18 protein-coding genes are annotated in these 17,993 nt (G+C 64.9%); 5 read left to right on the top strand and 13 right to left on the bottom strand.

Annotated features, from left to right (window positions below; translation table 11 throughout):
* Positions 1 to 76 precede the first annotated feature (76 nt).
* The 5 genes from LB559_RS31230 to LB559_RS31210 all read right to left on the bottom strand — a co-directional run bounded on the left by LB559_RS31230 (position 77) and on the right by LB559_RS31210 (position 5,305).
* Positions 77 to 2,062, bottom strand: a complete 1,986-nt coding sequence (locus LB559_RS31230; RefSeq protein ID WP_224675779.1) for an AI-2E family transporter — start codon at positions 2,060 to 2,062, stop codon at positions 77 to 79.
* Between the two features lie 152 nt (positions 2,063 to 2,214).
* The gene (locus tag LB559_RS31225) at positions 2,215 to 3,303 is read right to left on the bottom strand and encodes a D-alanine--D-alanine ligase family protein (RefSeq protein ID WP_127369041.1); all 1,089 of its coding nucleotides are present in this window, start codon (positions 3,301 to 3,303) and stop codon (positions 2,215 to 2,217) included.
* A 24-nt stretch (positions 3,304 to 3,327) separates the two neighbouring features.
* Entirely contained in the window at positions 3,328 to 3,945 is a 618-nt protein-coding gene (locus LB559_RS31220; protein ID WP_024501618.1) for a C39 family peptidase, read from the bottom strand.
* Between the two features lie 230 nt (positions 3,946 to 4,175).
* Positions 4,176 to 4,691, bottom strand: coding sequence for a hypothetical protein (locus LB559_RS31215; protein ID WP_013530757.1), 516 nt, complete (start codon positions 4,689 to 4,691; stop codon positions 4,176 to 4,178).
* A 185-nt stretch (positions 4,692 to 4,876) separates the two neighbouring features.
* Positions 4,877 to 5,305 (bottom strand): VOC family protein, encoded by a 429-nt coding sequence (locus tag LB559_RS31210; RefSeq protein WP_013530756.1) that lies wholly within the window; start codon positions 5,303 to 5,305, stop codon positions 4,877 to 4,879.
* 318 nt (positions 5,306 to 5,623) lie between these two features.
* Between LB559_RS31210 and LB559_RS31205 the strand changes: the two genes are divergently transcribed.
* Positions 5,624 to 5,926: a hypothetical protein gene (locus LB559_RS31205; protein ID WP_224675778.1), complete on the top strand. Its 303-nt coding sequence runs from the start codon at positions 5,624 to 5,626 to the stop codon at positions 5,924 to 5,926.
* Here the strand turns inward: LB559_RS31205 and LB559_RS31200 are convergent.
* From LB559_RS31200 to LB559_RS31190, 3 genes are all read right to left on the bottom strand, one after another.
* Positions 5,903 to 7,102: a PLP-dependent aminotransferase family protein gene (locus LB559_RS31200; RefSeq protein WP_224675790.1), complete on the bottom strand. Its 1,200-nt coding sequence runs from the start codon at positions 7,100 to 7,102 to the stop codon at positions 5,903 to 5,905. The genes LB559_RS31205 and LB559_RS31200 overlap by 24 nt on opposite strands.
* A gap of 175 nt (positions 7,103 to 7,277) precedes the next feature.
* On the bottom strand, positions 7,278 to 7,730 hold the full coding sequence (locus tag LB559_RS31195; RefSeq protein ID WP_127384752.1) for a GNAT family N-acetyltransferase: 453 nt from the start codon (positions 7,728 to 7,730) through the stop codon (positions 7,278 to 7,280).
* Between the two features lie 64 nt (positions 7,731 to 7,794).
* Complete coding sequence (locus LB559_RS31190) at positions 7,795 to 8,547, bottom strand: pyridoxamine 5'-phosphate oxidase family protein (protein WP_027160750.1); 753 nt, start codon at positions 8,545 to 8,547, stop codon at positions 7,795 to 7,797.
* A 35-nt stretch (positions 8,548 to 8,582) separates the two neighbouring features.
* On the opposite strand from LB559_RS31190, the gene LB559_RS31185 reads away from it, so the two are divergent.
* The gene (locus LB559_RS31185; protein WP_224675777.1) at positions 8,583 to 10,019 is read left to right on the top strand and encodes a PLP-dependent aminotransferase family protein; all 1,437 of its coding nucleotides are present in this window, start codon (positions 8,583 to 8,585) and stop codon (positions 10,017 to 10,019) included.
* A gap of 71 nt (positions 10,020 to 10,090) precedes the next feature.
* Here LB559_RS31185 and LB559_RS31180 read toward each other — a convergent pair whose 3' ends face one another.
* On the bottom strand, positions 10,091 to 10,585 hold the full coding sequence (locus LB559_RS31180) for a hypothetical protein (protein WP_224675776.1): 495 nt from the start codon (positions 10,583 to 10,585) through the stop codon (positions 10,091 to 10,093).
* Positions 10,586 to 10,703: 118 nt separating this feature from the next.
* Here LB559_RS31180 and LB559_RS31175 point away from each other — a divergent pair, with 118 nt between their 5' ends.
* Positions 10,704 to 11,303 (top strand): DUF922 domain-containing Zn-dependent protease, encoded by a 600-nt coding sequence (locus tag LB559_RS31175; protein ID WP_063168572.1) that lies wholly within the window; start codon positions 10,704 to 10,706, stop codon positions 11,301 to 11,303.
* 165 nt (positions 11,304 to 11,468) lie between these two features.
* Here the strand turns inward: LB559_RS31175 and LB559_RS31170 are convergent, their stop codons facing one another.
* A complete protein-coding gene (locus tag LB559_RS31170) occupies positions 11,469 to 12,527 on the bottom strand; it encodes a Gfo/Idh/MocA family protein (protein ID WP_224675775.1) in 1,059 nt (352 codons plus the stop codon).
* Between the two features lie 49 nt (positions 12,528 to 12,576).
* On the bottom strand, positions 12,577 to 13,281 hold the full coding sequence (locus LB559_RS31165) for an SDR family oxidoreductase (RefSeq protein WP_024501629.1): 705 nt from the start codon (positions 13,279 to 13,281) through the stop codon (positions 12,577 to 12,579).
* Between the two features lie 127 nt (positions 13,282 to 13,408).
* Here LB559_RS31165 and gcvA point away from each other — a divergent pair, with 127 nt between their 5' ends.
* Positions 13,409 to 14,311 (top strand): transcriptional regulator GcvA, encoded by a 903-nt coding sequence (gcvA, locus tag LB559_RS31160; RefSeq protein ID WP_224675774.1) that lies wholly within the window; start codon positions 13,409 to 13,411, stop codon positions 14,309 to 14,311.
* A gap of 35 nt (positions 14,312 to 14,346) precedes the next feature.
* On the opposite strand, the gene LB559_RS31155 is transcribed toward gcvA, so the two are convergent.
* Positions 14,347 to 15,078 carry a 3-keto-5-aminohexanoate cleavage protein gene (locus tag LB559_RS31155; protein ID WP_224675773.1) on the bottom strand — a complete coding sequence of 244 codons (732 nt, stop codon included), beginning with the start codon at positions 15,076 to 15,078 and terminating at the stop codon, positions 14,347 to 14,349.
* Between the two features lie 466 nt (positions 15,079 to 15,544).
* On the opposite strand from LB559_RS31155, the gene LB559_RS31150 reads away from it, so the two are divergent.
* Complete coding sequence (locus tag LB559_RS31150; protein WP_024501638.1) at positions 15,545 to 15,739, top strand: hypothetical protein; 195 nt, start codon at positions 15,545 to 15,547, stop codon at positions 15,737 to 15,739.
* A 54-nt stretch (positions 15,740 to 15,793) separates the two neighbouring features.
* Here the strand turns inward: LB559_RS31150 and LB559_RS31145 are convergent, their stop codons facing one another.
* Complete coding sequence (locus LB559_RS31145) at positions 15,794 to 17,911, bottom strand: EAL domain-containing protein (RefSeq protein WP_224675772.1); 2,118 nt, start codon at positions 17,909 to 17,911, stop codon at positions 15,794 to 15,796.
* Positions 17,912 to 17,993: the final 82 nt, after the last annotated feature.

Raw genomic sequence — 17,993 nt, 5'->3', positions numbered from 1 at the left:
CTCACCGCCGGGGTGGCCAATTCCGTAAGGCCGCGCGGGGGGCCGCCTGGTTCCATGGGCCTTCCGCCGATTTCGGTCAACCCGCCGCTGCCGCGGTAACCTTCTTGGACGCGGCCCGCTGTCGCCGCATGCGCGGTTTGGCGACAAGCTTGAGCGCGACCGGCGGCTCGTTTGACAGCGCGCCCAGCACGGCGTCGACCATGCCATGCGCCACGAAATCCGCGTTCATGTCACGCGCCAGTTTGCCCGCCGTCTCTTTGTCCTCGCTGTCGGCCTCCGACCAGAACACGATTCCCACCCGAAGTGCGGCCTTCGCACGCTTCAGCCGGCGGACCAGAAAGCGGGCGTGCTTGATGGAATCCCGGTTCAGGAATCCGACCACGACGGTGTCGACGGTTTCGAGCTCAAGGCGGCGAATGCTGGCGGGTTCCATATCGGCAAAGCTGGCTTTCGACACCGTCGCGCCCTGGACCTCCAGCACCTGCGCCAGCATCGCGGCAGCGGCGTCGTCGAGCTCGCCACGCCCCCCGGCGCAAAGCACGGACATATCCGTGCCATCGGGCAGTTCGGTCTCGTCCTCCCCGCCGGGATCGTCATCGTCGCTCGCCTCTGCGGCCACGGGCGGCCCCTCCTCCTCGCCTGCCTCCTCCTGCGCGCTGTCGTCGAGATTGGCGACCAGCATCAGGGCACTGGCCGCCACCTGCCGCCTTTGCAAATCGCCCATGACGCCGCGCACACGGTCCTGTTCGCCCAGCAGAAGCGCCGGAATGGCAACCTTGTCATAGAATTCGACCAGATATTTCTCCTCCAGCATCTCCTCGGCATGATCGGTGGCTTCTTCCGGATCGCCGGCCAGCAGCCGCTGGTACAGGCGCGCATGGGGTTCGAGCACGGGCTCGTTGCCGAACAGCACGTCGAGGAATTCAAACTGCGGCACGTGCCTGCCCAGCACCACCAGGCAGACAGTGAGCGGCGTCGACAGGATCAGCCCGAGCGGCCCCCAGAGCCACGTCCAGAAAATCGCCGCGACGATGATCGCCAGCGGCGACAGTCCCGTTCGCGAACCGTAGAGCCAGGGTTCGATGACATTGCCGGTGATCAGTTCCATCACCACGAACAAGGCGGCTGTCCACAGCACGAGCGACCAGCCCGGTGCCACGGCCAGCGCCAGGAACAGCGGCAAAAGCATGCCTATGATCGGGCCGATATAGGGAACGAAACGCAGCGCCAGGGCCAGTAGCCCCCACAGCAGCGCATTGGGAATACCGAGGGCCCAGAGCCCGATCGCGATCGGTATGGCGTAGACGATGTTGACGACCAATTGCATCAAGAGATAGCGGCCCACCCGCTTGGCGGCATCCTGAAGCGCCTCGGTGGTGCGGTGGAGGTCGCCGTAGCCGACAAGCCGGATGAAGCGGTCGCGCAGATCCTCCCGCTCGAGCAGCATGAAGATGACGACGACAATGATCAGCCCGGCCGACCCAAGCGGGCTGATCAGCGGCCCGACGACATTCTGCAGGACCTGAAGCGGCCTTTCGTGCGCGACGACCTCGACGGGCACCGGCTCGCGCGGCGGCTTTTCCGGGGTGGCGACCGGCAGCGAGGGGTCTTGCCTGTCGATCTCCTGGCCGACCCGCTCGACCACCTTGCTCAGTCTGGCAAGGATCCCGCCGCCGACCCCGGTTTCCTTGAGCGAGCGGATCTTGGTTAGGATGTTGGTCTGGTAGACCGGGATGTTCTGCGCCAGTTCGCTGACCTGCGTGGCGACGATGAAGGAGAACAGGCCAAGCGCCGCGAAGGCGCCGAGCACGCTGGCGATGACGGCGGCAATCCGGGGAATGCCGAGCTTTTTTAGCGCTGCGACAAGCGGCGCCAGTGCGAAGGTCAGCAGCAGCGCGATGGCGATCGGCAGGAAAACCTCGCGCCCGAAATACAGTGCCGCCACTGTCGTGACGATGGCCGCCACATTGGGCAAAGAGGTTCGCGGATGGGGCGCGGCCGCTGAAAGGGTGTCCCCCAGCCCATCAGCCGGAGACGCCGTGCCGTTTCGACGATTGGCCACGTGATGCCTCCCTGCCAAATGCCATGGTCGGGCATATAGAGCGGACGTGCAACTTTAGCCAACGATGAAATACGCCTCGCTCACAGGCAATGATCCGGCCCGCACCGGCCGCTCCCCAAGGGCTAAATGGAAGTCAGGCTCGCCCGATCGGATCAGCGCGCCGCATGCCTGGCCAGCGCGTGCTCGATCAGCACGTCGATGGTCTGGCTGTAGCCGATGCCTGAGGCGGCAAGCGCCTTGGCATACATCGAGATGTCGGTGAAGCCGGGAATGGTGTTGACCTCGTTGACAAGCAGGCTGCCGTCGGTGCGCAGGAAGAAATCGACGCGCGCCATGGCTTCGCAGCCAAGCGCCTGGAACGCCTGCCGCGCCATATCCCTGGCCTTTTCGGCCACATCGGCCGGGACATCGGCGGGCACCTTGACCAGCGCGCCGTCGGCATCGAGATATTTGGCCTCATAGGTGTAGAAGCCGTGCTTGCCGGCCGGAATGATCTCGCCGGGCAGCGACACCGTCAGCGACCCGTCGGCGCGCCCCAGCACCGAGAACTCGATCTCGCGGCCCTCGACGAATTCCTCGATCAACACTTTGCCGTCGTAGCGGAAAGCCGTGTCGATGGCCTGCTCGAAGCCGTCCCTGTCATTCACCTTGCTGACCCCGAAGGACGAGCCCTGGCGCGCCGGCTTGGCGAAGAAAGGCAGGCCGAGCGTCCCGGCAATCTCCTGGAAGGAATGCTTGCCGTTTCGATGCACGGTGACGGAGCGGGCAACCGCCAGTCCCGCCTCGCGCATCAGCCGCTTGGCGACGTCCTTGTCCATGGCGGCGGCCGAGGCGAGAATGCCGCAGCCGACATAGGCGACATCGGCGACCTCGGCATAGCCCTGCACCGAGCCGTCCTCGCCGAACGGCCCGTGCAGCACCGGGAACACGACGTCGATGGGGGGCAGCTCAGGCTGCGTACCATCCCGCGACACCGCAACCAGCCGGCCCTTGCCGCCGGGCAACAAAGCAACCTCCGGGCCGTCTTCGGAGGCCGGCGCCCCTGCCGCCTCATCGCCGATCGCCGCGGCGCGATCGAGTTGTTGCAGCAGCCACCTGCCGCCTCGCGAAATGGCGATCGGCACGATATCGTAGCGCGTCCGGTCGATCGCCTTCAGCACATTGGCGGCCGAAAGGCGCGACACGTCGTGCTCGGCCGAACGCCCGCCATAGAGGATGGCCACTCTTGTCTTGTCGGTCATCAAAATCCCTCGACTGTCAAAAAATCAAATGGCGACGGCAATGCCGCGATTGGCAAAGAAGCGGTCGAAATCGGCCGGTGACAACACTGCGTCTGCCTGTGTGGCGGGCTCATGGCCGGACGGGTTGTGAAAGCGGAAACCTTCGTCGGATGCCGCGGTGATCAGCACCAGATGGCCGCCCTTCGAGGGCGGCTCGCGCTCGGGCCAGCGGATCGAGCTGCTGACCGACGCGATGAAGAAGCGCGTCCGCTGCATGATCGCCGGAATGTCTGATGTGGCGACATTGGTCATCACCTCGGCGCGCAGGCCGAAAGCTTCCTTCACGAAGCTGACGAAGGGCGCGTAGATCAGCCCCTTGATCGATCCCTCATTGACGACATAGCCGCCATATAAGGTGCAGCGCCTGGCAAGTTCGATCGTCGGCACGATCTCGCCGCGGCTGGCCAGGATCATCTTAAGGCAGGCCATGCCGCAGATGTTGGCGGCCCAGATTGCGTATTCATCGAGGGTCTCCGCCCCGGATCGCCTCCACAGCGGATCGCGCCTGAGCGCAACATCCGCGCCGTCGGCGAGCACGTCCAGCGTCATGTCAGGCGTTTCCCACTGGCTGAAAAACGGCACGGTTTCAGGCGGCGGGCTCATGCGGTCTCCTCGGTCGGGCTCCATCTCGTATACGAGGATACGAGATGGATGAAAAGCCGTGACATTCAGTGGCGCGACCCAGAAGATGTCATCTTCCGTTTCGGTCAACCATCGCTGACATCCGGGGTTAGCGGAAGCCTCTCCCGCCTTCGTCATCCACAGGCGGAGCAGGAGCGAAGCTCCGTCGCGGAGACCCGAGGATGACGAAGGCGGTGAATGCTGCGCGCCGCCTACTCGGCCTTCGCCCAGCCGAAAACCAGCCACGCATATTTCGATTTTTCGTAGGGTTCGACAGTGTAGGTCATCTGCATGTCGCCGTCCTTGGCGTAGATATCCAGCCGGGGCGCCGTATCCAGCTCGAGCCACGCCGAACTCTTGCTGAACGACCAGGTTCCGCACCAGACGCAAGGCCCCGACGTCGGATCTCCGGGCTGGTGAAAATTGTAGCGGCCGTCCGCCGTGATCTCCAGATAATCGAACGCCCCGTAAAACGCGGTCACCGTCTGCTGGAACTCACTGGCGGCCGCTTCCTGTTCCGGTGTCGGCGCATCCTTCATATCGCGCGGCGGCCGGATGGCTCCGCCGTTGAGTTTCCATTTGCCGACAAAATCCTTCTCGGTCGGAAGATATTCCTCCTGGGCCTGCGCCGATGAAATATAAGCAAAGGATGATATACTTGTGAGGCCAACTGCCCCGATCGCAAATAGAAGCGTGGCGGCACAGATCGCCCTTGCTGGGTTTTGCATAAAAAAATATCTCCACGGGGGGTAAGGGGAGTTTTATTGAAAATTTGTGGCGGACGTTGCTTCGGGACCGATTCCCACCCGCCATTTGCACGGTTAGCATCGGGGCCACCGATCTGGCAACGCAAGCAACTTCTCTCCGGCATCGCCCATGCACCCGCGATCCCGGCCGGCTGAATATCGGCAGCTTAGAAGGTGATCTTCACCGAAGCGGCGCTGCGACGATGCGGGCCGTGATGGACGGCCTCGATGTTGTTGCCGTCCGGATCGAGCAGGAAGGCGGCGTAATAGCCGGGGTGATAGGGCCGTTCGCCCGGCGCGCCATTGTCCGTGCCGCCGGCCGCCAGCCCGGCCTTGTAGAAGCCGTCGACCATGGCGTGGTCCCTTGCCTGGAAAGCCAGGTGATGGCGGCCGGTGAGTTTTCCCTGTGCGGCCCGGCTGTCGGCAGTGGAGACAAACAGTTCGTCGGCCCAGAAAAAGTCGGCGCCGCTACCTCCGATCGGGACATCGAGCGCCTGCAGGACCGCCTCGTAGAAACGCCGGCTGGCCGCGAGGTTTCTGACCACCAGTTGGATGTGGTCGATGAGCCGGCCGCGATGCAATTCCTGGGTTTCCATGAAAACGCCTCCTCGTGTGGGTTCGAATTTAGGTTGGGATAGGGCGTCGTCAATGCGGATACTTCCCAGCAAACAAAGGGCCCGCCGGGAGGGGATCCGGCGGGCCTTTGGAAAGCATGTCTAGCCTTCAGGGGTCTGAGGGGGGATCAGACCTGGTAAGAACCTTTGTTGGCCGCGGAGGTTCCACCCGAACAAAAAAATTGCCGATGGCCCGTCCGCGGAATTCAAGCAATGGAGGCGATTTCTTCGCGAGACCACTCACAGTTTGGAACTTTCCGCTCGCAACCGGGTTTGGTGGCGCGGTGGGAGGAATTGCGATTGGATTGTTTTCAGAGGCTCGAAGCGCTGGTCGACAGCGCCGCTGTCGACGATATCGAGGAAGCAACCGCTCTGCTGCGCCGGTTCAAGGGCAGGTCGCGCGAGGTCGCGGCAGCCATCGACGAATTCATGCTCGATTTCATGACCTTGGTCTTCGTCGTCGAAAACGGCGAAGAAGGTTTCGAAGGGCCGGTCCGCAAGCTCGCTCGCACCAGGCTTTCAAAGCTTGAGCGGCTGGTGACTGTAACGGCGGAGGAAAAGCCGGCTTCCAGCGCCGGCCTATCCCTTCAGGATGGCGGCTAGCCTTGGAATGCCTTCGCTCACCGCGCGCCGGTCGGCGAGCGTGAAGGACAGCCGCAGTGTGTTGCGCCCGGTGCCATCGGCATAGAAGGCGTTGCCCGGCACGAAGGCGACCCGCGCTTCCTTCACCGACCGAGCCAGAAGCTCGGTGGCGTCGGCCCCTTCCGGCAGTGTCACCCAGACGAACATGCCGCCTTCCGGGCGGCTCCAGGTCACGCCTTCGGGCATGTGGGCTTCCAGTGCCGAGAGCAGCCCGTCGCGGCGCTCGCGATAGGCGTCGATGAGTTTTTCCACCTGGCCTTCGAACACGGCTTCGGCGACGCGATGCATCACCACCTGGTTGATCGACGGGCTGTGCAGGTCCGAGGCCTGCTTCATCAGCACCAGCTTCTCGACAATGTGGCGCGGCGCGCACACCCAGCCGACCCGCATGCCCGGCGACAGGATCTTCGAGAACGAGCCGCAATAGAGCGTGCGCGCCTTGTCGATGCCGCCGGACCGGGCACAATCGAGCGCCAGGATCGGCGGCTCGCCCTCGCCGTCATAGCGCAGCGCGCGGTAAGCGGCATCCTCGAGGACGGCGATGTCGAGTTCGCCGGCAAGGTCGAGCACCGCCTCGCGCTGCTCACGGTTCAGCGTGTTGCCGGTCGGGTTGGCGAAATCCGGCACCAGATAGGCGAATTTGGCCTTGCCGCCATTGGCGGCCGCCGCCGCGCGATAGGCATCGGGCGTCATGTTGCCGCCGGCCGGGGTCAGCCGGTCGTAGCGCGGCTCATAGGCGTTGAAAGCCTGCAGCGCGCCGAGATAGGTCGGCCACGTCACCAGCGCGGTGTCGCCCGGCGACAGGAACAGCTTGCCGAGATAATCCAGCGCCTGCTGCGAGCCGGAGGTGATGAAGATGTTGGCCTCGTCGCAGGCGACGCCGAGCTTGCCCATCTGGCCGGCGAGCCAGCGCCGCAACGGCAGATAGCCTTCCGAGACCTGGTACTGCAGCGCAGCGCCCGCCTCGGCGCCACCCAGCACATCGGCATAGGCGTCGCGGATCGCCTCGGCCGGGAACAGCGCCGGATCGGGAATACCGCCGGCAAACGAGATGATGTCCGGCTGGTCGAGCAGCTTCAGCAGCTCGCGGATTTCGGACGCTTTCATGCGCGACGAGCGCGAAGCCAACAGGTTCATAAGGGTCACGGCACGCCTCCCCGACGCTGCAATATAGGTCAACTTGACTGACCTATATCCCCTCTTGGCCGCGAATTGAAGTGTGCCTGAACGGTTTCCCGAATGCGCCAGCACTGGCGCACTGCTCGAACGCCGCGAGCAGTTCCACAAAAGTGTTGCAGCGTTTTCCGACCGCCTAAAGGCTCTTCTTGTAGCCGAGATGGCTGCCGGTGAAGCCGAGGCTTTCGTAAAAACGATGCGCGTCCGCCCGCCCTTTGTCGGTGGTCAGTTGAACGAGGCCGCAGCCGCGCGCGCGGCACGCGTCGATCGCCCATTCGATCATCTGCCTGCCGATGCCGTCCGAGCGCCTGTGGCCGGCGACCCGAACCGCCTCGATCTGGCCGCGCCACGCGCCCTTGCGCGAGAGCCCGGCAAGGAAAGATATCTGCAAGGTGCCGACCACCTCGCCGCCATCCACGGCCACCGCCAGCAGCTGATTGGGATCGGCGTCGATGGCGTTGAAAGCGTCGACATAACCTTGCGCCAGCGGCAAGGAAGCGTCCTCGCGGCCGGCGCCAAGCGGGTCGTCGGCCAGCATGGCCACGATATCAGGCAGGTCGGAGGCTTGCGCACGGCGGAAGGTGATCATGGTGTCGAGATATCGCGAGGCGGCGGCAGCGGCAAGATTTGAATACATTCCCACTAGGCGCGGGCTAAACTTCGCCCTCATAAACCCGCTGCGCCTGCGTCAGCGCCTCATCGAGCCGCGCGCCCTCGGCATATCCAGCCAGGTTCCGCGGCCGCTCCATGTCAGGCATCAGCCTCGGACACGGCTCGGCGGCGCCGACCACCATCCGCACCGGGATGACGCCGGCCCAAACCGGATGCCCGTAATCCTCCTCGTCGTCGCCGACGCCCTTGGCGCGCACCTTCGCCGATGCCTCTTCAATACGCATGCCGATCACCGTCGTCGCCTTGGCCTCCTGCGCCGAGATCGGCCGCAGGGTCTCGCTCCGGCCGGGATAGAAACGGTCGACGACGCCGGCCAGCGCCTTCAGTTTCTCCTGCGGCTCGTCGACGATTCGCGCCGTGCCGAAACACATCGCCGAGCGATAGTTGGCCGAATGGTTGAAGCCCGAGCGCGCCAGCACCAGCCCGTCGAGATGCGACACCGTGAGACAGGCCGGCGTGCCGCCGCGCAGATTGCGCAGCATGCGGCTGGCCGACGAGCCGTGCCAGTACAGCATGTCGTCCTCGCGCCAGTGGATGGTCGGCGTGCAATAGGGCTGGCCATCGAACGTATAGGCGACATGGCACAGCAGCCCGGCATCCAGCACCGCGAAGACTGCCGCATGGTCGTAGCTGCCGCGCTCGTGCAGGCGCTTGACGCGGTTGCGGCTGGTGGTCGGAAAACTGGCTGGCGTGTCGTTCACGGCTTGCATCCTTGGTTGTCGTCTGCCAAGCATGCGCCATGACATTGGTCGATAAAAGAACCAATCCCATGAAGAAAAACCAGACCAATTTTCCGGATTGGTCGGCGCTGATCCCGGTCCTGCCGGGCGACGGCCCGCGCAGCCGCGAGCTCTATGCGGCGCTCAGGCGGCTGATCGAGACCGGCGCGCTGGCCGCCGGGGCGAAACTGCCGACCACCCGGGATCTCGCACAGCGCTTCGGCCTGTCGCGTTCGGCGGCGGTTACCTGTTTCGAAATGCTGATCTCGGAGGGGTTTGCGGTCGCCAAGGTCGGCGCCGGCACCTTCGTCGCGCCTGATGTGCCGCATCTGCCGCTGACGCTGATCAAGCCGCGTCCAGCGGAGATCGAGGTCGCGGCGTGGCTACCTTGCGGCCTTGGCGTTGCGGTCTCCGATCCGCGCACGCTTGATATGTTTCGCATCCTTCTGTCGCGCCACCTCACCCGCCCCGGACCGGAGCATTTCCGCTATGGCGATCCGCGCGGCCGCCTGTCGCTGCGCACGGCAATTGCCACCTATCTCAGGACCGCACGCGGCGTGCGCTGCGACGCCGGCCAGATCGTGCTGACGTCGGGCACGCAGCAGGGGCTCGATCTCCTGGTGCGTGCAGCACTTCGTCCCGGCGATGCCGTCTGGATCGAAAACCCCTGCTATCCCATGGCGCACGCCGTGCTGGCCGGCAGCGGGGCCAGGGTTTCTGGCGTACCCGTCGACGCCGAAGGGCTCGATCCCGAGATCGGCGAAAGCCTGTGCTCCAAGGCGCGCGCGGCCTATGTCACGCCCTCGCATCAATATCCGCTCGGCGTGACGATGACGATGCGCCGCCGTCTCGCTTTGCTCGACTGGGCGCGGCGCAACGATGCCTGGATCATCGAGGACGACTACGACAGCGAGTTCCGCTATGCCGGCCCGCCGCTGACCTCGCTGCAGGGCATGGACGGCTCGGGCCGTGTCGCCTATCTCGGCACCTTCTCGAAAATCCTCTTCCCCGGCCTGCGCATCGGCTACATCGTGGTGCCCGAAGCGCTGCTCGATGCCGTGATGGCGGTCAGGGCGCGCTCCGACCGCTTCCCCTCGACGCTGGCCGAAGGCGCGCTGACCGACCTGTTGAACGAGGGCCATTTCGCCGCGCATCTCAGGCGCGTGCGCCGCCGGGTGCAAGCCGCGCGCGACGTGCTGGTCGCCGGCCTCGAGACGCATTGCGGCGATGCCCTCGAAGTAACCGTGCCCGAACAGGGGCTGCACTTGATGGCGACGCTGAAGCACGCCGGGCCGGACACGGCGATCGTCGAGGCGGCGAAGGCGGCAGGTGTCGGCGCCAGGGCCTTGTCCTCGATGTTCATCGGCGGGGCGTCCCGGCAAGGCCTGGTGCTGGGTTTTTCCGGGTTTTCGGACGAGGAACTGATGGCCGCGACGGTACGACTGGGTGGGGTGATGGGCCGCAGTCCCGGCCGCCAAACTACCTGATCCTGCTCAAACAATCCTAGGGCGAAGCAGGAGCGCAGCTCCGTCTCGGAGGCCCTCGGATGACGAAGTCCTCAATCCCCATCGGCGGGCTGGGCCTTGCCGCACTGCGCCAGCACCTTGCCGATGGCCGCGCTTGAACCCTTCAGCGGAAAGCTGATCTCGCCATATTTGGCTGAACTGACCGACACATCGCCCTTGCCGCGCAACAGGTCGAGCAGCGGATCGGCTTTCGCCAGGTTGACCACGAAGTAGTTGTACATGGCCTCCAGCTGCAGCGCCTTAGTTACCGTCTTGCCGTCGGCCTTGAACGCGAACGAACCGCTGATGCCAGGCTCCAATTGCCGGCCGTTGGCGCCGAGATCGTAGCTCAGCACCGGCGTGTCGAAACAGGTCAGCATCAGATACGCATCGCCTTTCGGCCCGCCGCAGACCGAGGCCGTCAGCACGCTGCCGCCCTCGTCTTCCTCCACCCTGGCGCTCCAGCCGCCGCACGACGCGGCAAACGCCGTTTGCGCGGCCTGCAGGACCGCTACCGCACCGGCGACGACGAGATGTGCAACTCTCATGGCTCCCCCCAATTGACTGCCTTCAGGGCATTTGCAGCGCCCGTCGCCAGCATATAGGAAAAGCGATCCGATGGCATTGCCCCTTGCGGCAGCCAGTCCTGTTTCGCGGAGAGTTGGATTGAGAGCCTGCATTCGCCTGTGTCTGTCCTTTGCCGCCCTGCTGGCCTTGCCGCTCACCGCTCATGCCGAGTGGAAGCCGGTCGAGAAGATCGAGCCCTACGCGATCTCGGGCCAGTCCGGCGCCGAACTCTACCGCTCGATCGGCGAGAAAGGGCCAAAGCTCGGCATTGCCCGCGCCATCGCCTACACCAATTTCAAGCTGACCTGGGGGCTAAGGGATTACAAGCCCAGCGGCAAGGACTGCGTGCTGACGGCCGGGCGGCCGAAGCTGATCGTCACCTACACTTTGCCGAAACCCTCCCGCTCCCTGCCGCCGGCCGTCCAGAAGAACTGGGACACCTTCATCGCCGGCGTCGCCGCCCATGAGAAGGTGCATGGCGCCAGCATGGTCCAGATGGTCCACGACATCCAAGCCGCGACGGACGGCCTGACCGTCGCCGACGATCCCAAATGCAGCAAGACCAGGGCCGAGGTGGTCAAGCGGCTCGACGCGATCTCGAAGGCGCGGGTGCAGGCAAGCCGCGACTTCGACCGTATCGAATTCGGCAATGGCGGCAATTTGCAGAAACTGGTTTTTTCGCTCGTGACCGGCCCCTGAAGCCACCTGACACGGATCAGGAGGCGGGCACTGATGACTTACCAGGCGCAGCAATTGAAGCTGCCGATCTCCCCCCTTGCGGGGAGATGGCCGGCAGGCCAGAGGGGGGGCTGACAGAACTCGGCCCCTTCCAGCTACTGCGGTATGGGCGCAAGGTACGAGCCCTCACCGCGTTTCCGCGTTCGCCCGCAGCTCGGCCCGCTTCTCGTCCGACACCACGGCCAGATCCAGCACCTTCTGCAATTCGGCCGCATGGCGGAAGGACGGTTCGGCCTGCACGCCCGTGCGCACCGCGTCAGTGAAACGCTGGTAGTTGGTCTCCACCGTGCCGGGGTCGCGCTCTTCCCATATGGCGTTCTCGACATTCTCCCCCACGCATGCCTTGAGCGTCGAACCGTCGAGATTGTGCACCACTTCGATGCCGCCCTTCTCGCCATAGATGCGCAGACGCAGTTCGTTGAGATGGCCTGTTGCCCAGCGGCTGGCATGCACCACGCCGAAGGCGCCGTTGGAAAAATCCAGCGTCATGGCGAAGCTGTCATTGGCGTCGAGTCCGTAGTCGCCGATGCGGTTGCCGGGCGCCTTGTCGAAGGCGCGCAGCCGGCAGAAGACATGGTCGATGTCGACGGCTGCGCCATAGCTGGCGAAATCGAGGATGTGGATGCCGACATCGCCGAGCACGCCATTGGAACCGTGGCCGCGCGACAGCCGCCACAGCCATTTCGGATCGGTGCGCCAGTCGCCCCAGAATTTCGAAACCAGCCAGCTCTGCAGATAGGACGCCTCGACATGCCTGACCGTGCCGATCTCGCCCGCTTGCACCATCTGGCGCGCTTTCTGCAGCGCGGCCACATTGCGATAGGTGAGGTTCACCATGTTGACGATGCCGGCGGCCTCGGCGGCATCGGCCATCTCGGTCGCCTTGCCGAAGTTTTCGGCCAGCGGCTTTTCGCACAGCACCGGCTTGCCGGCGGCGATCAGCGCCATGGTGGTCGGGTGATGGATGCGGTCGGGCGTGACATTGGCCACAGCGTCGAACTCACCCCAGTTCAGCGCCTCCTCCAGTGCGGTAAAGCGGTTGGGAATGTCAAAGCTGTCGGCGAACTCGCCGACCCGCGCCGGATCGACATCGACCGCGCCGACAATGTCGACGCCCTCGATGGCGCTGAAGCGCCGGGCATGTTCCTGCGCCATCCAGCCGGTGCCGAGTATCAAAAGCCGCATTATTTGCTCCTTGGGGTGAGATGCCGGAATCCCCTCCCGGCCGACGCCCTCAAATAGCGCGTATAATGCCGCCGTCGACCCGGATGTTCTGGCCGGTGATGTAGCCGGCGCCCTCCGACGCCAGGAAGGCGATGGTCGCGGCGACCTCTTCCGAAGTCCCGTAGCGCTGCATCGGCACCGAGTCGCGGCGTTCTTCGGTGGCCGGCAGGCTGTCGATCCAGCCGGGCAGCACATTGTTCATGCGCACATTGTCGGCGGCATAGGTGTTGGCGAAGATCTTGGTGTAGGCGGCAACGCCGGCTCGGAACACGGCGGACGTCGGGAACATCGGGCTCGGCTCGACCACCCAGGCCGTCGAGATGTTGATGATGGCCCCACCCTTCTGCTTGACCATCTGCGGCGCCACGATGCGCACCGGCCGGATGACGTTGAGGAGGTAGACGTCCATGCCGGTGTGCCATTGCTCGTCGGTGATCTCGAGGATCGGCGCGCGCGGCCCGTGGCCGCCGCTGTTGACCAGCACGTCGATGCGGCCATAGCGCTCCAGCGTCAGGTCGACGAGGCGCTGCAGATCGTCGTTCGACTGGTTGGAGCCGGTGACGCCGAGCCCGCCAAGCTCCTTGGCCAGCGCCTCGCCCTTGCCCGAAGAGGAAAGAATGGCAATCTTGAAGCCGTCCGCCGCCAGCCGCTTGGCCGCCGCCGCCCCCATGCCGCTGCCGCCGGCCACCACCACAGCTACTTTTTCTACACTCATCGGATTTTCCTCTCAGGGTTTGCGGGCACCGCAAGCGGTGTTTTCGGGAGTTGAGCGTCGATATAGCTGGTTTTCCCCGTCGGTTCGAACCAGAATGCCTGAAATCAACCTGTAGAAAAACTACTGCATGCCCGAAACCTTCCTCAGCTTGCCGCCGTTGAATGCGCTGCGCGCCTTCGAAGCCTCGGCGCGTCATCTCAACTTCCGCATCGCGGCCGAAGAGCTCAACGTCACGCAAGGGGCGGTCGCCCAGCACATTCGCGGGCTGGAGGCCGATCTCGGCACGAAGCTGTTCGAGCGGCTGCCGCGCGGCCTGGCGCTGACCGACGAGGGCCGCGCCTATGTCCCCAACATCCGCCGCGCCTTCGACCTGATCTCGGAGGCGACGCTGCTGCTTCGTCCCGAGCCGGCGCGGCTGACGATCAGCGTGACGCCGAGCTTCGCCACCAAATGGCTTATCCCGAGGCTGCACGACTTCGTCGCGCACAACCCGCTGGTCGACCTGCGCGTGCTGGCCAGCGAAAGCCTGTCGAGCTTCCAGGCCGACGGCGTCGACATCGCGGTCAGGCAGGGCCGCCCACCCTTCGGCGCCGGGCTGGTCGTCGACCTGTTGTTTCCCCAGCAGATCGTCGCCGTGTGCAGCCCGGCCCTGCTGCCGGCCGGCGCGATCGAGATCGCGGCCTCCGAAATCCAGCACCACGTGCTGCTGCACGATGCCCACAATCTGTGGCCGGAATTCATGGAAAAGGCGATCGGCCTGAAGATGACGACCGAACTCAAACGCATGCGCTTCAACCAGACCGGCCTCGCCATCGACGCGGCCGTCGCCGGCCAAGGCATTGCGCTGGCCAGCCGCTTTCTCGTCGCCGCCGACCTCGCCGCTGGCCGTCTGGTTCAGCCCGTCAGCGGCGAAATGCGCGGCACGCAGGATTTTTATGTCGTGATGCCGAGAAAACAGCGCCATCCCGAGCCGACGCAAGCCGTGCGGCAATGGTTGCTGGATGCCGGAGAGCGACGACCTTTGTCGTGAGACCTTCGCACGCACGGAGACGTCAAGCCGCTTGCCTATGAGGCAACGACGGGCGCACCGCGAAAGATCGCCACGGCGGCAGCGACGATTTCCGCATTGTCCTTGGCTGTCCTGCCGTCGGCGAGCGTCTTGCCGTCTTCCAGACCGACCCGTGTCGACCAGCGCTGGCGATGCGCAAGCTCGACGAGGGGCCAGACAGTTGTGTCGACGCCATGCAGCAGGATCGGCCGCCGTACCCCGGCGCGCTCGAGTACGGCGGCGATGCCATGCGCTTCGTCGAGTGCAGCCGACAGATCGGGGATGTCGATCTCGATCAGAATGCGCAGCACCTGGTCGTGGCCGGGAAGCGCTACGAAGCGCCCGGCATCGGCGACGACGGCAAGCCCCGCCTCGATGCCGACACCACGCTGGCGCAGCAACTCCATCACGGCGGGCGCATCCGGTTCGGACAAGTTGACCGAGGCATAGTCGGGCAGGTCTCGCCAGCCTGCGATCGCCGTGCGGGTCCGCTCGACGTCATTCTCGATCCAGGCGCCGGTCGACACGCCAACCAGTGTTCCCGGGCAGGTCCGGCGCACCGCCAGCACGGTGGCGTCGACGGCTGTCAGGCTTTCGCGCCCGTCAGTGCCGCGCGGATGGATGTGCAGTTCGGCCGCTCCAGCGGTGACGCAGGCTGCTGCATCGCTGGCCATTGCCTCGGCGGTCAGCGGCAGCTTCGGGTGGAAATCGCGCGGACGCGCGCCGTTGATGCAGGCCTGGACGATCATCGATCTCACCTTGCGCAAGGGGGCCGCAGTGTAGCTGTGCGGCAAGACATGACAAAGGGTTGGAGGCATCTCTCCTGACAGTGCGGCCGTGGAACCGCCAATCTCCCCCCTTGAGGGGGAGATGTCCGGCAGGACAGAGGGGGGCGCTGTCCCGCCGACCCAAATGACCAAATGGCATTTTTCGGCCCTGTTTGCAGCCAGCAGCAGTTGATGAAATTGAGATCAGAGAGGTCGGCGATCCTTCACGCCCCCCTCTGCCCTGCCGGGCATCTCCCCCTCAAGGGGGGAGATTTGCAGCGTCGCCAGCGGCGCCCTTCCTTGCAAGATTGAAGGGCAAGGCCGCAGCGCCCAAGGTCTCTTCCTTGCGAACACTCGCCGGCATTTGAATAAAAGCCGCTTGTGGATATTTACCCGGCGTTCCCTCGTCTGCGGCAAGGTCTTTTAGGGCGGGATCATGGAGGGACCATTGACCAGCGATTTTTCAGCCGCCCGCATCCACCTCGAACGCGCCTATCATTATCTGCAAGGCAACGACGAGACGAGTCGCGCGGCCTGTGACGCGCTCGATCTGTTGATCGAAGCGGTGACGGAGGCGCAGCACAGGCGACCCGAGGCTGGAGTGCTGGAGTTTCCGCAATCGACGGCGCGGCGAACCGGATAGAAAGTGTCGAGTTTCAGGCCAGTCCGGTCTGGCCTGAAACTCGCCGCACCCGGATCACGATGCCTTGCGGGCCGTCGCTCCCTTGGTTGCGCGCGCGACAATTCGCTCGAGCGGCTCCGGCCGGTGCAGCAAAAATCCCTGGCCGAACGCGACCCCCATGTCGCTCAACATGGCCAGCGTGTCCTGCCGTTCGATCTTCTCACCGACCACGTCGCAACCGAGGCTACGGGCAATGCTGGTGATGGCCAGCACGATCTCGCGGTCGAAGCGGCTTTGCGTGATGTGCTCGATGAAGGAACCGTCGATCTTGATCGTGTCGACGGGGAACCGCCGGAGATATTCGAACGAGCTCATGCCGGCTCCGAAATCGTCGAGGCCGACCCGGCAGCGCCGCTCGCGCGCCTTGCGCACGAACTGTTCGGCGGCATCGAAATTGGTGACGGCGGCGGTTTCGGTGATCTCGAAGCCGATGCCCGAATGCGGCGCCCCGGTTTCTTCTATGACGCTGTCGACGAAGTCCCAAAGCTGCGGATCGCTCAGCGTCTGCGCCGACAGATTGAAGCCAAGCGTCAGCGCCCCCGAACGCAAGGCGGCACCATGCCGCGACAGCGCGGTGCGGATGATCCAGCGGTCGAGCCGCGACGCGATACCGAACCGCTCGGCCACTGGAATGAACTCGCCGGGTGGCACCAGCCGGCCGTTGCGTGCGGCGAGCCTGGCCAACACCTCGACATGGCGGCTTTCCTGCCAGGGCCGGCCCAGCCGATGGATTTCCTGGCCAAACAGCTTCAGCCTTCCGTCTTCCATGGCATCGACCGTATCGGCGACGACGCGCGCCGCGTTGAGGCCACCCGAACCCGATGCCGTATCGGTGGAGAAGACGGCAAATCGGTTTCGCCCGGCGGCCTTGGCCGCGTAGCAGGCGTCGTCGGCACAGGCCAGCGCGTCGGCCACCGTCGTGTCGGCGTCATCGACGAAAGCGATACCGATCGAGGCCGCCAGCTTGCGCGACGTGGCCGTCGATCCAAGTTCGGCATCGCGAACCGCGGCAAGTACCGCGTCGGCCAGCCGCCCGGCCTGCGCCGCATCGCAATTGGGCATCAGCAGCGCGAACTCGTCACCGCCGAGGCGCGCGGCATGCGCCGTCGCGGGAAGGCAGCCCAGAATGCCTTGGGCAACGCTTTTCAGTGCCAGGTCGCCGGCCGCGTGGCCGGCAAAATCATTGAGCGCCTTGAAGTAGTCGAGATCGACATAGAACACGGAGAGCGGCAGCCGCTGCGCGGCCGCGATATGATCGGCCAGCAGCCGGTCGAAAGCGGCACGGTTCAAGAGACCGGTGAGCGCGTCATGGCGGGCCGCATAGGCAAGCTCCTGCTCGCGCTGCTTGTCTTCGGTGATGTCGCGCACCGTGCCCAGGATCTGCCCCGCCAGCCGGCGGTCCGGGATTTGCGGGTCGGCGATGAAACGCAGCAGGGATTCTATGTGCCGGACCTCTCCGTCGCGCCGGACGATGCGGTATTGCACGGCGGTGACCTTGTCCGTTTCGAGCGGCACCAGATGCGCACGCGACGCGGCCTCCTTGTCGTCCGGATGCAGATAGCCGAACCAGTGGTCGCGCTCGACTTCGGCGGTGTCGGAGACAAGCCCGAAAATCTCCCTGGTGCGTTCGTCCCAATAGCTTTTGCCGGTGGCGAGGTCGTGGTGCCAGATGCCGGTGCCGCTGGCGGCGAGCGCCAGGCGGAAGCGCACATTGACCTGCTCGAGTTCGGCTTCGGCGGCCTTCTGCCTGGAGATGTCGGTCTGCACACCCATCAGCCTGAGCGGCTTTCCCATCGCGTCTCGCTCGACGACGCCGCCGCGATCGAGCACCCACACCCAGTGTCCCTGCTTGTGCTTCAGCCGCAATTCGGTCTCGATGGCATCGGTCAGGCCGGCAATGTGGCGGTCGCCGCTGGCCAGCGCCCGCTCGCGGTCGTCGGGATGGGTCAGTTGCAGCCAAAGGTCGCTGGTGTTGGCAAGTTCGCTCTCATCATAGCCCAGCATCCGCGCCCAGGTCGCGGAATAGAAGCAGTCGCCGGTTACAAGATCCCAGTCCCAGACGCCAAGATGGGCGCGTTCCAGGGCCTTGGCCCAGAAGGTTCCATTGCGACTTTTCTTGCCCTGACGCGCCATCGTCTGCTTCGCCTGCTCCACCGCGGCGCAATCTGCGGCAAAACCAGAGAAGAAACAGTTACCGCGCGGGCGGAGTTGTCGA

Origin of the sequence: Mesorhizobium sp. BR1-1-3 (assembly GCF_020165455.1) — a bacterium.
Lineage (GTDB): Bacteria > Pseudomonadota > Alphaproteobacteria > Rhizobiales > Rhizobiaceae > Mesorhizobium > Mesorhizobium ciceri.
Note: the sequence above shows the minus strand (reverse complement) of the source record. Positions and strands in the feature narration are given on the sequence as shown.

Excerpts from the sequence above, each read along its gene's own strand:
- LB559_RS31225 (WP_127369041.1), bottom strand. The coding sequence starts at position 3,303 with ATGACCGACAAGACAAGAGTGGCCATCCTCTATGGCGGGCGTTCGGCC.
- LB559_RS31220 (WP_024501618.1), bottom strand. The coding sequence starts at position 3,945 with ATGAGCCCGCCGCCTGAAACCGTGCCGTTTTTCAGCCAGTGGGAAACG.
- LB559_RS31215 (WP_013530757.1), bottom strand. The coding sequence starts at position 4,691 with ATGCAAAACCCAGCAAGGGCGATCTGTGCCGCCACGCTTCTATTTGCG.
- LB559_RS31210 (WP_013530756.1), bottom strand. The coding sequence starts at position 5,305 with ATGGAAACCCAGGAATTGCATCGCGGCCGGCTCATCGACCACATCCAA.
- LB559_RS31200 (WP_224675790.1), bottom strand. The coding sequence starts at position 7,102 with ATGAACCTGTTGGCTTCGCGCTCGTCGCGCATGAAAGCGTCCGAAATC.
- LB559_RS31195 (WP_127384752.1), bottom strand. The coding sequence starts at position 7,730 with ATGATCACCTTCCGCCGTGCGCAAGCCTCCGACCTGCCTGATATCGTG.
- LB559_RS31190 (WP_027160750.1), bottom strand. The coding sequence starts at position 8,547 with ATGCTTGGCAGACGACAACCAAGGATGCAAGCCGTGAACGACACGCCA.
- LB559_RS31185 (WP_224675777.1), top strand. The coding sequence starts at position 8,583 with ATGAAGAAAAACCAGACCAATTTTCCGGATTGGTCGGCGCTGATCCCG.
- LB559_RS31180 (WP_224675776.1), bottom strand. The coding sequence starts at position 10,585 with ATGAGAGTTGCACATCTCGTCGTCGCCGGTGCGGTAGCGGTCCTGCAG.
- LB559_RS31170 (WP_224675775.1), bottom strand. The coding sequence starts at position 12,527 with ATGCGGCTTTTGATACTCGGCACCGGCTGGATGGCGCAGGAACATGCC.
- LB559_RS31165 (WP_024501629.1), bottom strand. The coding sequence starts at position 13,281 with ATGAGTGTAGAAAAAGTAGCTGTGGTGGTGGCCGGCGGCAGCGGCATG.
- gcvA (WP_224675774.1), top strand. The coding sequence starts at position 13,409 with ATGCCCGAAACCTTCCTCAGCTTGCCGCCGTTGAATGCGCTGCGCGCC.
- LB559_RS31155 (WP_224675773.1), bottom strand. The coding sequence starts at position 15,078 with ATGATCGTCCAGGCCTGCATCAACGGCGCGCGTCCGCGCGATTTCCAC.
- LB559_RS31145 (WP_224675772.1), bottom strand. The coding sequence starts at position 17,911 with ATGGCGCGTCAGGGCAAGAAAAGTCGCAATGGAACCTTCTGGGCCAAG.